This is a genomic window from Providencia sp. PROV261, from assembly GCF_028477945.1.
Classification (GTDB): Bacteria; Pseudomonadota; Gammaproteobacteria; order Enterobacterales; family Enterobacteriaceae; genus Providencia; species Providencia stuartii.
Map to the genome: position 1 here is coordinate 91,125 of NZ_JAMPMC010000003.1, position 13,575 is coordinate 104,699.

8 protein-coding genes and 2 pseudogenes are annotated in these 13,575 nt (G+C 43.4%); 6 read left to right on the forward strand and 4 right to left on the reverse strand.

What is annotated here, in order from left to right:
• Positions 1–9: 9 nt before the first annotated feature.
• From lolA to lrp, 4 genes and pseudogenes are all read right to left on the reverse strand, one after another.
• The gene (gene lolA / locus PR675_RS00855) at positions 10–630 is read right to left on the reverse strand and encodes an outer membrane lipoprotein chaperone LolA (protein WP_014657836.1); all 621 of its coding nucleotides are present in this window, start codon (positions 628–630) and stop codon (positions 10–12) included.
• Between the two features lie 77 nt (positions 631–707).
• Positions 708–3,437 (reverse strand): annotated as a pseudogene (locus PR675_RS00860) (DNA translocase FtsK); the annotation flags it as partial.
• Positions 3,438–3,779: 342 nt separating this feature from the next.
• Positions 3,780–4,292: pseudogene (locus PR675_RS20950) on the reverse strand (DNA translocase FtsK 4TM domain-containing protein); the annotation flags it as partial.
• 454 nt (positions 4,293–4,746) lie between these two features.
• Positions 4,747–5,241 (reverse strand): leucine-responsive transcriptional regulator Lrp, encoded by a 495-nt coding sequence (lrp, locus tag PR675_RS00865; RefSeq protein ID WP_004918089.1) that lies wholly within the window; start codon positions 5,239–5,241, stop codon positions 4,747–4,749.
• Between the two features lie 543 nt (positions 5,242–5,784).
• Between lrp and trxB the strand changes: the two genes are divergently transcribed.
• The 6 genes from trxB (at position 5,785) to infA (ending at position 13,533) form a co-directional block, all read left to right on the forward strand.
• On the forward strand, positions 5,785–6,747 hold the full coding sequence (gene trxB, locus PR675_RS00870; RefSeq protein ID WP_004918087.1) for a thioredoxin-disulfide reductase: 963 nt from the start codon (positions 5,785–5,787) through the stop codon (positions 6,745–6,747).
• Between the two features lie 177 nt (positions 6,748–6,924).
• Positions 6,925–8,598 carry a DUF7057 domain-containing protein gene (locus tag PR675_RS00875; protein ID WP_060560691.1) on the forward strand — a complete coding sequence of 558 codons (1,674 nt, stop codon included), beginning with the start codon at positions 6,925–6,927 and terminating at the stop codon, positions 8,596–8,598.
• Between the two features lie 354 nt (positions 8,599–8,952).
• Positions 8,953–10,719: a heme ABC transporter permease/ATP-binding protein CydD gene (gene cydD / locus PR675_RS00880; protein ID WP_014657832.1), complete on the forward strand. Its 1,767-nt coding sequence runs from the start codon at positions 8,953–8,955 to the stop codon at positions 10,717–10,719.
• Positions 10,720–10,721: 2 nt separating this feature from the next.
• Entirely contained in the window at positions 10,722–12,464 is a 1,743-nt protein-coding gene (gene cydC / locus PR675_RS00885) for a heme ABC transporter ATP-binding protein/permease CydC (protein ID WP_060560690.1), read from the forward strand.
• An 8-nt stretch (positions 12,465–12,472) separates the two neighbouring features.
• Positions 12,473–13,174, forward strand: coding sequence for a leucyl/phenylalanyl-tRNA--protein transferase (gene aat / locus PR675_RS00890; protein WP_004918075.1), 702 nt, complete (start codon positions 12,473–12,475; stop codon positions 13,172–13,174).
• Positions 13,175–13,314: 140 nt separating this feature from the next.
• The gene (gene infA / locus PR675_RS00895; RefSeq protein WP_004244560.1) at positions 13,315–13,533 is read left to right on the forward strand and encodes a translation initiation factor IF-1; all 219 of its coding nucleotides are present in this window, start codon (positions 13,315–13,317) and stop codon (positions 13,531–13,533) included.
• Positions 13,534–13,575 lie beyond the last annotated feature (42 nt).

Sequence of the window (13,575 nt, forward strand, 5' to 3'; positions counted from 1 at the left end):
TATTTCCTCTTATTTACCACCTGAGCGTTGGTCATCCAATGTGACCCCTTCCGGCACAGTGAATGTAAACTTACGCTTATCGACATTACCATTTTTTTGTTCTTTCAATTGGTAAGCACTTGTTTGCCCATCTTGCTCAACGGCTGAAAACTTCTCAATGGTGCCTTCTGGAGAAACCGTAATTGAAAAACGTTTTAATGTGCCATTACTCAACTTGGGTTTTAAGTCGAATGTATTACCTTGCTGAATAATAGAATACTGTTTCCAATCTCTTGGGTTATTACGTGTAATCAATAAAAATGGGGTATCTTGAGTCGCATCCGCTAAGTTAGTGACAGTGACTTGCTCAACAAACGGGTTATAAAACCATAAATTTTTGCCATCAGACACTAAAACACTTTCATCAGGTGACGTCATATTCCAATTGAATAAATTAGGGCGCTGAAGCCATAATTCCCCCACACCTTCTTGTACGAGGTCACCTTCTGGGCTGGTGACTTTTTGAGAGAAGCTAGCGTGGAAGCTATTGACCTTATTCAGGCGATCCTGAAGGTCTTGGCTGGCATCTGCCAGTACTGAGCCGATATGTAAACTTAGGGCCAACGCCCCCAATAACATCATTTTTTTCATCGAACAAAGACCTTTTATTGATACCTTAATAGGCGCTATGCCTTTATTATTGCTCTCGCAACTCATCGACAACAAGGTTAGTAATCAGCTTGCCGTGGGGAAAGCACTTCGCGATTTCCATTATGTCCCGGCTCACTGACAATCCCTTGCGTTTCCATTTGCTCAACAATTCGCGCAGCGCGGTTATAACCAATGCGGAACTGACGTTGAACACCTGAAATAGAAACGCGTTGTTTCTCTACAACAAACTCGACGGCTTGATCAAACAGAGGATCCAACTCTTCCTCTGCGCTATCATAACCGCCCCCTTCATTTTCATCGCTGCATTTGGTAATGCTATCAATATATTCTGGGCGACCGCGGGCTTTCCAATCATTCACCACCGCGTGCACTTCTTGGTCACGGACAAATGCCCCATGGACACGAACAGGAATCGATGAGTTAGGTGGTAAATACAGCATATCCCCCATTCCCAATAATGACTCTGCGCCACCTTGATCGAGGATAGTCCGAGAGTCAATTTTACTTGATACTGTAAAGGCAATACGCGTAGGTATGTTTGCTTTAATTAAACCTGTAATGATATCCACTGACGGGCGCTGGGTTGCCAATACTAGGTGGATACCTGCTGCACGTGCTTTTTGCGCTAGGCGAGCAATCAACTCTTCAACTTTTTTCCCTGCCGTCATCATCAAGTCAGCAAATTCATCAACCATGACGACAATATAGGGTTCTTTTTTCAGCATTGGATGCTCAGTTTCCATGCTGTCACTCGGTTTCCAGTGTGGGTCAGGTATAGGTCGCCCCATCTCTTCGGCAGCTTTAATTTTATCGTTGTAGCCAGCAAGGTTACGTACGCCAAGCGCCGACATTAAGCGATAGCGACGTTCCATTTCATTGACGCACCAACGCAATGCGTTAGCAGCATCTTTCATGTCAGTCACGACTTCTGTCAGCAAATGTGGAATGCCTTCATAAATAGACAGTTCCAACATTTTCGGGTCGATCATGATAAAACGGACATCTTCAGGTTTCGATTTATACAAAATACTGAGGATCATCGCGTTGACCCCTACCGATTTACCTGAGCCTGTTGTCCCCGCAACGAGTAAGTGTGGCATTTTCGCCAAATCCGCAATAACCGGATCGCCTTCGATATCTTTACCCAACACCATTGTTAACGGTGATGCACTATGCCTAAATTCGTCACAGTCCAGTACTTCTCTTAAATAGACTGTTTGGCGTTTTTCGTTCGGTAATTCAAGCCCCACATATGGCTTGCCGGGGATCACTTCAACAACCCTCACCGCTGTGGTAGAAAGTGAACGGGCAAGGTCTCTCGATAAAGTGGAGATCCGCGCCGCTTTTACCCCCGGTGCCAAATCTAGCTCGAATCGAGTGATCACCGGCCCCGGAGAGAAGCCAACCACTTCCGCTTTCACCCGATAGTCATTTAAGCGAGCTTCAATCAACCGTGCTGTCTGCTCTAATTTAAACATGTCAACAGGCTCTTCTTGCGTTGGTGGCGTAGTTAACAAATCCAAAGAAGGCATAGGCGTCGTTGGTTTTGGCAATGGTTGATCATTACGTACCAAGAACGGATGGAACAGGCTGTCTTGCTGCGGCTCCGGTTGTTGTGGCTGCGGTTGTGGTTGTTGTGGTTGTTGCTGCTGCGGTTGTGGTTGTTGCAGCGGAGCAAAAGTGTGCGACTGATTAGCAGAGATATCCGGTGTTGGAGCGACATGTTTTGTCACCTCATTTACTTGAGGTGTATTATTTGTATTCTCCACGCTCGTTGCACTAAATGACGGCATAAATAAAGGATCTGCAGGCTCTTCATTAACCAAATCATTAACTGGCGAAAATTCATCTAATACCGAAATATGTTCACTCAGATCGAATTTAGGTTCAACTTTATAACCCGCATTCTCATCATCATCTTGCGCTGAGAAGGTATTTTTAGACTGGCTAAAGTGATGAGTATTTTGCTCAGTTTGTTCAACAGAAGCGGGCGCAGAAGACCAACGATGCTCTATTTCAGGTTGAGTATAATGAACCACTTTTTCTGGCGTTGGCGTCACTTCAGCCTGATGAGATATTGGTGACTCAGTCTCATCATGATGCTCAATATCACTGCCGTACCGTTCGCGCTGTTGCTGCAAAAATTGCTCACGGAGCCTATTTTCTTGTTCTTCATCTTGTTGTGGTTCATTCTCTGACGCAGCAGACCATTGTTGATAAATCTGCTCACGTTGCAAAGCTTCTTCTTTACGGCGCTGAAGTTCAGCATCACGTTGAGAAGGAATGCGAATGCCATATAGCTCCCGACGGGTTGGTAACCGAACAGGATTTGGGCGAGGCAATTCAGGCTCCATATTTTGTTTAACCTGAGCGTGGCGCTCAAGAGCCGCAACGGAAATACCAGCGGCTGCCAATGCAGCGGGATCGGCTAGCCTATCTGTTACTGATCGCCCACTTGCCTGTGAAACCGCCTCACTGATAGAAGGAGCTGGCATCGATACATTTTGCTGCCCTGTTAGGTTTGCTAATGATGGATTATCAGTATGTTCTGTCGGTGTCGTTGCAGCAGGTTGTGCCTCTGCCCCCCAACGCTCATGTGTATGATGATTGGCAGGTTGGTTAACCACACCATTCTCTGGAGATACATTATGGCTTTCAGGTTGGTAGCCTGTTGGCTCCGCGACTTGTGCCTGAGGCTCACTGGTTTTGAATTGGAAATCCCTATCATATACAACAGGTTGATAATCATCCGGCACTTCAAAATGATAAGCTTCTTGCGGCTCAGAAGCTGAAAACGCAAGGGGTTCTTCAACTTCATCAATAGGTTGATTGGCAGCCAAAGGAGCCGCTTCTTCTGTGGGTTGAACCTCTTCGGTTTCTACTGCGGCTAATTCACTAATTGAGGGAGCGGAGAACAAAACATCGTCACTGTCTACATTATCAATCGCTTGGCGCTCTGCCTCCTGCGCCCGCTGTAACGCATCTTCTGTTTCTTCAACATCATACGCATCATAATCATCGCCGCGCGCACGATTAGTCATTAATGTGATAGGAATTAATACCGCCGCACCAATTTTTTCGGCAATCGTCAACCATGACCAGCCCGTAAACAGTGTAAAGCTAATTGCCCATAAAAAGAGCAATGCCAGTGTTGCACCTAAAGAATTAAACCATGGCATGATCGCATTACTAAACACACTGCCAATCACCCCACCGGACGCGAAATTCGGTAAGTCGTCAAAGTTAAGCGCAGCAAGACCGCATGATGAGAGGATCAGCGCTAACCCACCAATTAAGCGCAATGACAACGAAAAGAAGTCAATATAACGACGTTGGCTTTCATAATGGTAAATCGCCCAACAACCGAGTAGCAGTAGAGGTGGAATTGCAAATGCTAAAATCCCAAAAGCCGAAAAGAGAATATCCGCACTCCAAGAGCCAACACTTCCCCCCAAATTTTTAACCGGTGCATTCCATGTGGTTTGCGACCAGCTTGGATCTGAAGGATTGAAACTCATTAATGCCACCATTAAGAAAATGGCACTTAAACAAATGGCAAGCAAAATGACTTCGAGTAGCCGTCTTCCACTACTGAGTTTTTTTAATCGAACGTGTTTGTCTTCTGTATATTCTTGGCTCATTACTGTTTCTTTACTGACTGATGATGTCACCCATGCCGAAACGAACTCACTTGAATTCGCAATGATGATAAGCACATATTGAAAGCCATTCTAACACCAATCACCTTCTTGTGCGTGACTTGTTGCCTCTCAGGCAAACTAAACGACTGTAGACACAGCAAGATGCAGTATTTCATCTTACAGTTGAGGATTCAATTTCTATTTTACGTTAAAAATCTTAATTATTTATGGCTTTAATATCAATAGATTAAAACGAAGAGTTACAGCTATTTAGCCTATTTTCAGAAAAAATCATATCGACGCTGTGCCTTTAATCGGAAACAGAGTCAAAAAAGCGCTAAGAGAGATAAAATATTGGCCTCTAAAACGGAACAACGCTGAGTAAACTCAGCGTTGAAACTGCAGTGCGACAACCATAAATGATGTTGTGCAGAAATGAGACTATACAAGCCTATTAGCGTGTTTTAATAACCAAGCGGTTACTTTGCTTCACTTCTTCCATAACGACGTACGTACGAGTATCGTTCACACCCGGTAGACGTAGAAGAGTCTCACCAAGCAGTTTACGGTAAGCGGACATATCTGGCACACGCGTTTTCAACAGATAATCGAAATCACCAGAAACTAAGTGACATTCTTGGATCTCTTCAAGCTTTTGAACCGCTGTGTTGAATTGCTCAAACACATCTGGTGCACCACGGTTTAGTGTAATTTCAACGAACACCAAGAGTGAAGCATCTAAGTAGTGAGGATTCAAAAGTGCTGTATAGCCAGAAATAAACCCTTGTCTTTCCAGACGACGCACACGCTCCAAACATGGCGTTGGTGACAAACCAACACGCTTAGACAGTTCTACGTTTGAGATACGCCCATCTTTCTGTAGTTCGTTAAGTATATTCCTATCAATACGGTCAAGGTCTTTTCCTGGACGCTTTTTATTATCAATCATCTCTTTATCTCTCTTTCTCTAATTGTTATTTTCCACACCTATAAAACAGCACCATCCTCGCTCATACTTTATTTATTTAGGTATTCGTGTTCAGGAGCAAATTTTATGCGCAATGCTGAAATCGACGTGAACAGAACCCCTGTTCACAATGATCACCTGTTTGTTAAGTTATAAGTGCTGTAAAGTTAACTTTCCGGCAAGAACAAAAACACACCATTTGCATTGGTCTACTAGATAATTAACTCTTACATAGATGTTTTCGCAAATGCACAGCCGATTGTCAAAGCAAATGAATAAAAATCAGTACAAGATTTCGATTTTTTTTCTATTTAAACGTTTCGCTGTCCGGATTCAGGAATATTCCTAAAAATCCTACCACGTGACATAAGCATACTTGCCATACTAAATTTTCACTTTAATCACTATTATCTATCGCAAAAATAGCTCAGCTATAATTTACTTAGTATTTAAATCACTTTTTTTAGCTTGCCAATTCTCCTACAATCCCATTATCGCTATTTTTATACTGAAAATGAGGTATTCATGAGCACAGCCATACATCGCAAGCTAATCATTTTGGGTTCTGGCCCAGCAGGATACACAGCGGCAGTTTATGCTGCACGCGCAAACTTAAGTCCAGCTCTGATTACTGGCGTGGAAAAAGGCGGTCAGTTAACCACTACGACTGAGGTTGAGAACTGGCCGGGTGACCCTGAAGGCTTGACTGGTCCAGGTTTGATGGATCGCATGTATGAACACGCGACCAAATTCCAAACAGAAATTATCTCAGATCATATTAATAAGGTTGATCTTAAGCAGCGCCCTTTCCGTCTTTTTGGCGATGAAAACGAATATACCTGTGATGCCCTGATTATTGCGACAGGTGCATCGGCGCGTTATATCGGCTTACCTTCTGAAGAAGCCTTTAAAGGCCGTGGCGTTTCTGCTTGTGCAACTTGTGACGGCTTCTTCTATCGTAATCAAAAAGTGGTTGTTGTCGGCGGAGGTAATACTGCGGTTGAAGAAGCCCTTTATCTATCCAACATTGCCTCAGAAGTCCATTTGGTTCACCGTCGTGATAGCTTCCGCGCAGAAAAAATCCTAGTTGATCGCCTAATGGATAAAGTGAAGAACGGCAATATTACGCTGCATACCGACCGTACACTTGATGAAGTACTCGGTGACGATATGGGCGTGACAGGCGTCCGTTTGCGTAATACCAAAACCGATGAAACTGAAGAATTAGAGGTGATGGGGGCATTTATCGCGATTGGTCACAGCCCAAATACCGCTATCTTTGATGGCCAGCTAGATTTAGAAAATGGCTATATCAAAGTGCAATCCGGTACACATGGTAATGCAACGCAAACCTCTATCCCAGGAGTCTTTGCCGCAGGTGATGTAATGGATCATATTTATCGTCAAGCAATTACATCAGCAGGTACAGGCTGTATGGCTGCCCTAGACGCAGAACGCTACTTAGATGGTTTAGCGGATAAAAAATAGTATAACCACATCCATCCTGATCATTTTAGGCACCTCAAATAGGTGCCTTTTTTGCCCCCTCTTTATAGGATAAGTTCCTTTTTTTTCAGAGTAAGTTCATAGGGGAGTTTCCTCCATCAATCTACAATAATCAAATTATTGATACATTATTTTTGACAATTCGCGCTAGGAAATATTATGGGTCAACAAATACAACGAGAAGCTATCAGCCGCTATGCCTACCTTTTTGTCGCTCTACTTGCTATTATCCAATCGACCTTGATTGTATTGTCAACGGACTCTTCATTCTCGTTCATCTATAATTTAAGCGCCCCATATACCTACCTTCCTTTTATGGTCGCAATTTTTGTACCTTCTGCTGTCAGTTACTTAATTACGAATGCCAAATCAGCTATTTTCTATACTAATATCTTGATCATTGCTGTATTAACAGTCTGGATCACGCTATGGGATGCAAAGAACTTAGAATTAAGTTACAGTCAACCTCAATTTACTGCCTTTGCTACCTTAATTGTTCTTTTTTTCTTTTTGCTACCTTGGTTGCAGACACGTCAGTTAGTGGGTAGATGGCATATTGATTATAGCCACTTACTCGATTTTTATATTAAAAATACGCTATTAATGATTATTGCCACCGTCATTGGTGGGCTTCTGGTTATTTTACTTTATCTCGCCAGTTTTTTATTTACGATTGTCAATCTCTCTACTCTTAGTCAGCTTATTGATAACAATTTTACTTTATATTCAGGTTTCATTTTAGGATTTAATATTGGGCTGGTTTTTTTACGCTCAATATTTGAGTTTCGCTTTAGCCAATTTATCCATTATATCGCCCGCTTTTTCCTGATAATACTCCATCTTATTGCTGCCATATTTGTCGGTGGTTTTTTATTTTCATTTGTGATGAAACTATCGATATTAGAGGTGGGGGCTAGCGCAATACTGTGGTTCTTGGCTTTAAATATCATTTTAATTAATTTGACCTATGGGAATGGACACCACCAATACCAACGTTTTACATGGCTAAACACCTTAACGCTGTCTAGTATCATTTTATTGAATTTTTTCTCACTTTTTTCACTTTACGGCATTTTAGTGCGTGTCAACCAATACAGTTGGAGTGTCTCTCGCCTCTATGCCTTTAGCATCGCACTCTTTTTCACCGTCATTATTTTCGCCTACAGCTTTGCTATTATTCGCCGAAGAACGCTTTGGGCAAAATCTTTAGGTACCATAAACAAAGTAGGGATTGTAGGGCTAATGGCTGCCATCCTTATGATTAATAGTCCGATTGCTGATTTTAACCGTATTACCGCAAACAGCATATTAGCCAGTATCGAAAATGGTAAAATTGACGTTAACCCTCGGCTCGCTTTTGCCTTAAAAGAACTCGGGCCCAAAGGCCAACAAGCTATCGAAAGGCTCAAATTAAATCCCAATTACACCGCTCTACTCTATACAGATATCGATATTGGTAATGAAAAAATGAGTAAATCCCCCAAAGAGGCCATAATTATCGCAAAAAATAGTGCCGAATTGCCGGAAAGTTGGTGGTCCCAAACACGCGAATCGAGCTGCATCAATAATTATCATCCACCTCATTGCCTAGGTTTTATGGCAGATATCAATAAAGATGGACAAAACGAGGTTATCATATGCCGTGCTTCCCCTAAGAGTGATTCTTTAGCCTGTACTATTTGGCAATATCAAATTACTGATTGGAAATTGATTGATCACCAAATCAGTCATTATGATTCGGTGGCACAGCGAGATAACGCATGGGATAAATTATTAAATGGTCAATTTAAATTAGTGCCTAAAGAATGGCTACAAGTGGTACCAGAGCAATAATATTTATGCGTGATAAATGGCTTTACTCATTTATGTAAAGCCATTCGTTGTTATGAACCTACAGCTTATCCCTTGTATGCTAAATGCCACACATCTTGTAAACTCACCGACATCGCTCTAACAGGTTTAACTACCTTATTGATTTTAGTTTTGCATGGATGACAATTATCATTTACCTTTATAAAACATATTGATAACAATCATCTGTGCTATTTTAATAACACACTTTTATTATGCAACATATCGCGAATAAGCTGCTATGATAGGTAAAAACTCCGTTAAGCTTTAATCCATTGGCTTATTTTAGCTAGCGGCACACTCTCAATATAAAACTATACCTGCACACTGATCATTATGGATAAAACAAGACAGACTGAATTGGTACGTTGGTTGAAACAGCATAGTACATCCGCAAAACGTTGGCTGCGTATATCTATGCTATTAGGCGTTGTTAGTGGTCTGCTGATTATCGCACAAGCGTGGTTCTTGGCGGTAATATTGCAAGCTCTGATTATGGAACACACTCCTCGAGAGCAACTTCTGACCCCTTTTATCCTACTCCTTGCCGTATTTGTGCTACGCGCACTCCTAACGGTTATTAGAGAGCGAGTGGGCTTTCGTTGTGGTCAAGTTGTACGCCAAGAAGTACGCAACATGGTCTTAAATAAGCTACAAGCGCTAGGCCCTGTATGGGTAAAAGGTAAACCAGCCGGTAGCTGGGCGACTATCGTTCTAGAGCAGATAGAAGATATGCAAGAGTACTATTCGCGCTATCTACCACAAATGTATCTTGCTGGTATCATCCCTATTATGATCTTGATTGCCATCTTCCCATTTAACTGGGCCGCCGCCTTAATCTTGTTTGCAACCGCCCCATTGATCCCCATTTTTATGGCCTTAGTGGGACTCGGTGCCGCAGATGCTAACCGACGTAACTTTGTTGCTTTAGGTCGCCTCAGCGGTAGTTTTCTCGACCGGTTACGCGGCTTAGATACATTACGACTGTTTTTCCGTGAAAAAGCAGAAGTGCAACAAATTCGTGAATCTACCGAAGACTTTCGCTCAAGAACCATGGAAGTCCTTAGAATGGCTTTCCTCTCCTCTGGTGTGCTTGAGTTTTTCGCCTCAATTTCAATCGCTATCGTAGCCGTCTATTTCGGTTTTTCCTATCTTGGCGAATTAAATTTTGGAAGCTATGGGTTACCAGTCACCATGTTTGCCGGTTTTCTGGCATTAATTTTATCGCCTGAGTTTTTCCAACCTCTACGTGATTTAGGCACCTATTATCATGCCAAAGCTCAAGCGGTAGGCGCAGCAGAAAGTTTGGTGACATTATTAGAAAGCGATGGCGAACAAAAAACAGAAACTGGGGATAAGACACCGCAAGATAAACCCATTCAAATTGAAGCAAATAAGTTAGAAATCTATTCCCACGACGGTCAACGTCTTGTCGGTCCTCTCGATTTTACTATCGAGCCACAACAGCGTATCGCTGTTGTCGGGCAAAGTGGTGCCGGGAAAAGCTCTTTACTCAATCTTTTGTTAGGTTTTCTTCCCTATAAAGGCTCGATTAAAATTAATGGGGATGAGCTAAAAGAGCTTTGCCCAGATAAATGGCGTGCATTAATTGGCTGGGTGGGTCAAAACCCTCATTTACCAGAACAAACGCTTATCGAGAATATCTGCTTAGGTAAACCGACTGCTTCAGAGGCTGAAATACAACAAGCCATTGATGATGCCTATGTTTCCGAGTTTCTCCCTATGCTACCTGATGGCTTAAATACACGCCTTGGCGACTATGCTGCCAGGCTATCCGTTGGGCAAGCTCAACGTGTTGCTGTCGCGCGTACACTCTTAAAGCCATCGCGTATTTTATTACTGGATGAACCAGCTGCTAGCCTTGATGCGCACAGTGAAAAACGGGTCATGCATACTCTTAATCAACTAGCTCAACAGCAAACGACAATTATGGTCACCCACTTACTCGAAGAAACGGTTAATTACGACCAAATTTGGGTGATGGCAAATGGTCAAATCATTCAGCGTGGTCATTATGCACAATTGAGCCAATCGGAAGGGCCGTTTGCCCGCTTGTTGGCTCACCGTAGTGAGGAGCTTTGATAATGCGAGTTCTATTACCTTTTTTGGCTCTCTATCGCCGACACTGGTTTTTGATCCTGCTCGGCATGATCTTAGCCATCGTGACTTTACTTGCCAGTATTGGGCTACTTACTCTATCAGGGTGGTTCCTCGCTGGGGCGGCAATTGCAGGTTTTCCGGGGCTTTATTATTTTAATTATATGCTGCCTGCTGCTGGTGTCCGTGGTGCCGCTATTTTCCGGACCGCAGGTCGCTACGCCGAACGACTGGTTAGCCATGATGCCACATTCCGAGTTTTGGCCCATTTACGTGTGTTCGCCTTTAGTAAAATATTACCGCTCTCACCGGGGGGGATCAGCCGCTTCCGCCAAGGGGAAATTCTTAACCGCCTTGTGGCGGATGTCGAAACCCTCGATCACCTATATTTACGTGTTTTATCGCCGATTTTTGCTGCTTTTGTCGTGATCTTTGTCCTGATTTTTGGGTTGAGCTTCCTTGACCCTCGCCTAGCGTGGACACTCGGTTGTATTATGCTGTTTTTATTATTTACCTTACCGTTTGTCTTTTATCGTGCAGGTAAGCCCATCGGACAAGAGCTGACTTACTTACGTGCCCATTACCGCACTGTCCTGACATCCGCTTTACAAGGGCAAGCGGAACTGACTTTGTTTGGAGCGCTTCCCCGTTTTCGCCAAACATTGGCAAATATTGAAAGCCAATGGCAAGGGCGCCAACAACAGCAAGCCAATCTAACAGGGGTATCTCAAGCCATTATTCTATTTGCCTCTGGTTTTACTGCTACTTTGTTGTTGTGGATGGCGGCAGATCATGTGGGGGGGAATACTAACCCAGGAGCACTCATTGCTTTATTTGTCTTCTGTGCACTGGCCGCTTTTGAAGCCTTAGGCCCTGTCGCCGTTGCCTTTCAGCATATGGGGCAAGTGATTGCTTCTGCTGAACGTGTTTCTCAGCTAATTGATGCCAAACCAGAGGTAACATTCCCTGACAACGGTTTATCCCTTCCCCAATTGGAAAGCCTTGTTGTCGACAATATTTCATTTACTTACCCCGAGCAACCTTTCGCGGTTTTAAAACAGGTTTCGCTTTCACTGCTACCGGGGCAACACATCGCCTTATTAGGTAAAACAGGTTGTGGGAAATCAACACTTTTGCAATTACTCACTCGAGCATGGGATGTTGATAGTGGTATGATCAAAATTAATGGTCAAAATATTAGTGACTATAGTGAACAAGCACTGCGTTCGCTCATGTCAGTCGTTCCACAACGGGTACACATTTTTAGTGATACCTTGCGTAATAACCTACTGCTCGCTAACGATAAGGCAACCGACAAACAGCTCATTGAGGTGTTAGACCAAGTTGGTCTTGGTAATTTGTTGGAAAATGAGCAAAAACTTAACGCTTGGATGGGTGAAGGTGGTCGACAATTATCGGGTGGAGAGCAGCGCCGCTTAGGGATCGCTCGAGCGCTATTACATAATACGCCATTAATTTTAATGGATGAGCCAACCGAAGGGCTTGATGCACAAACAGAGCAGCAGATCCTTGCCCTGTTAAAAGAGAAATGTGCCGATAAGGCACTAATTGTGATCACCCATCGCATGCAAGGTATCGAGCAAATGGATACTATTTGCGTGATGGATAACGGTGAAATTGTTGAGCAAGGCTCACATCAGGCGCTTTTAGATTTAAAAGGCCGCTATTTTCAGTTTCGCCAGCGCCATTTACAACAGCAGGCCCTGTGAGGCACATCATGTACCAGCTCGATGATGACTCCTATCTGTTCCCGCCCGTCCATGAAGCGATGCGGGAACCTAATGGCCTGTTAGCTATTGGTGGCGATTTAGCGCCAGATCGGCTGAAGGCTGCCTACTATGATGGCATTTTCCCTTGGTTTAACCCGGGCGAAATGCCATTATGGTGGTCACCCGATCCTAGAGCGGTTTTAATGGTTGGCGAATTGCACATTAGCCGTTCGATGAAAAAGTTATTGAGAAAGCAAAAGTATCGCGTCACTGTCAACCATGCCTTCAAAGATGTCATCGCAGCTTGTGCGATACGTGACGAAGGAACATGGATTTTACCTGAGGTGCGTGAGGGGTATCAGGCACTTCATGAGCAGGGGATCGCTCATTCTATTGAGGCGTGGTATGGTGAAGAACTGGTTGGCGGCCTGTATGGCGTGAACATGGGGCACCTATTTTGTGGGGAATCTATGTTCAGTCGGATGAATGATGCCTCCAAATTTGCTTTTATTACATTTTATTTTCATTTTTTGCGCTATAATGGGCAGCTTTTTGATTGTCAGGTACTTAACCACCATACCGCCTCATTAGGCGCAAAAGAAATATCCCGTCGGGATTTTTTACATATTCTTTATCGGTGGCGTAACAAAGCGATTGATCCCGCCTGCTGGTTACCGCAATCGATTGAAATACCGCCATTATTCGAATAGCGAATTTTGGCTTTACGTTATTTTATGCCCATACTGTTCAAGAAAAATCGCTTTAAAATGCAACATTTCTTTACTTAGTGAGGGTTTTTGGGCATTATCTTGCCCGTTAAAAATCATGGTTATTAGACTTAGAGGATTAGATGGCCAAAGAAGACAATATTGAAATGCAGGGCACAGTACTGGATACCCTGCCAAACACAATGTTTCGTGTTGAACTGGAAAATGGTCACGTTGTGACTGCCCATATTTCTGGAAAAATGCGTAAAAACTATATCCGCATCCTGACAGGCGACAAGGTAACTGTAGAGTTAACTCCGTACGACCTGAGCAAAGGCCGTATCATTTTCCGTAGCCGCTGATTCTATCTCTTCAGGCAAGGCCTGATACAGCCACAGGTGCAC

Excerpts from the sequence above, each read along its gene's own strand:
- lolA (WP_014657836.1), bottom strand. The coding sequence starts at position 630 with ATGAAAAAAATGATGTTATTGGGGGCGTTGGCCCTAAGTTTACATATC.
- lrp (WP_004918089.1), bottom strand. The coding sequence starts at position 5,241 with ATGATTGATAATAAAAAGCGTCCAGGAAAAGACCTTGACCGTATTGAT.
- trxB (WP_004918087.1), top strand. The coding sequence starts at position 5,785 with ATGAGCACAGCCATACATCGCAAGCTAATCATTTTGGGTTCTGGCCCA.
- PR675_RS00875 (WP_060560691.1), top strand. The coding sequence starts at position 6,925 with ATGGGTCAACAAATACAACGAGAAGCTATCAGCCGCTATGCCTACCTT.
- cydD (WP_014657832.1), top strand. The coding sequence starts at position 8,953 with ATGGATAAAACAAGACAGACTGAATTGGTACGTTGGTTGAAACAGCAT.
- cydC (WP_060560690.1), top strand. The coding sequence starts at position 10,722 with ATGCGAGTTCTATTACCTTTTTTGGCTCTCTATCGCCGACACTGGTTT.
- aat (WP_004918075.1), top strand. The coding sequence starts at position 12,473 with ATGTACCAGCTCGATGATGACTCCTATCTGTTCCCGCCCGTCCATGAA.
- infA (WP_004244560.1), top strand. The coding sequence starts at position 13,315 with ATGGCCAAAGAAGACAATATTGAAATGCAGGGCACAGTACTGGATACC.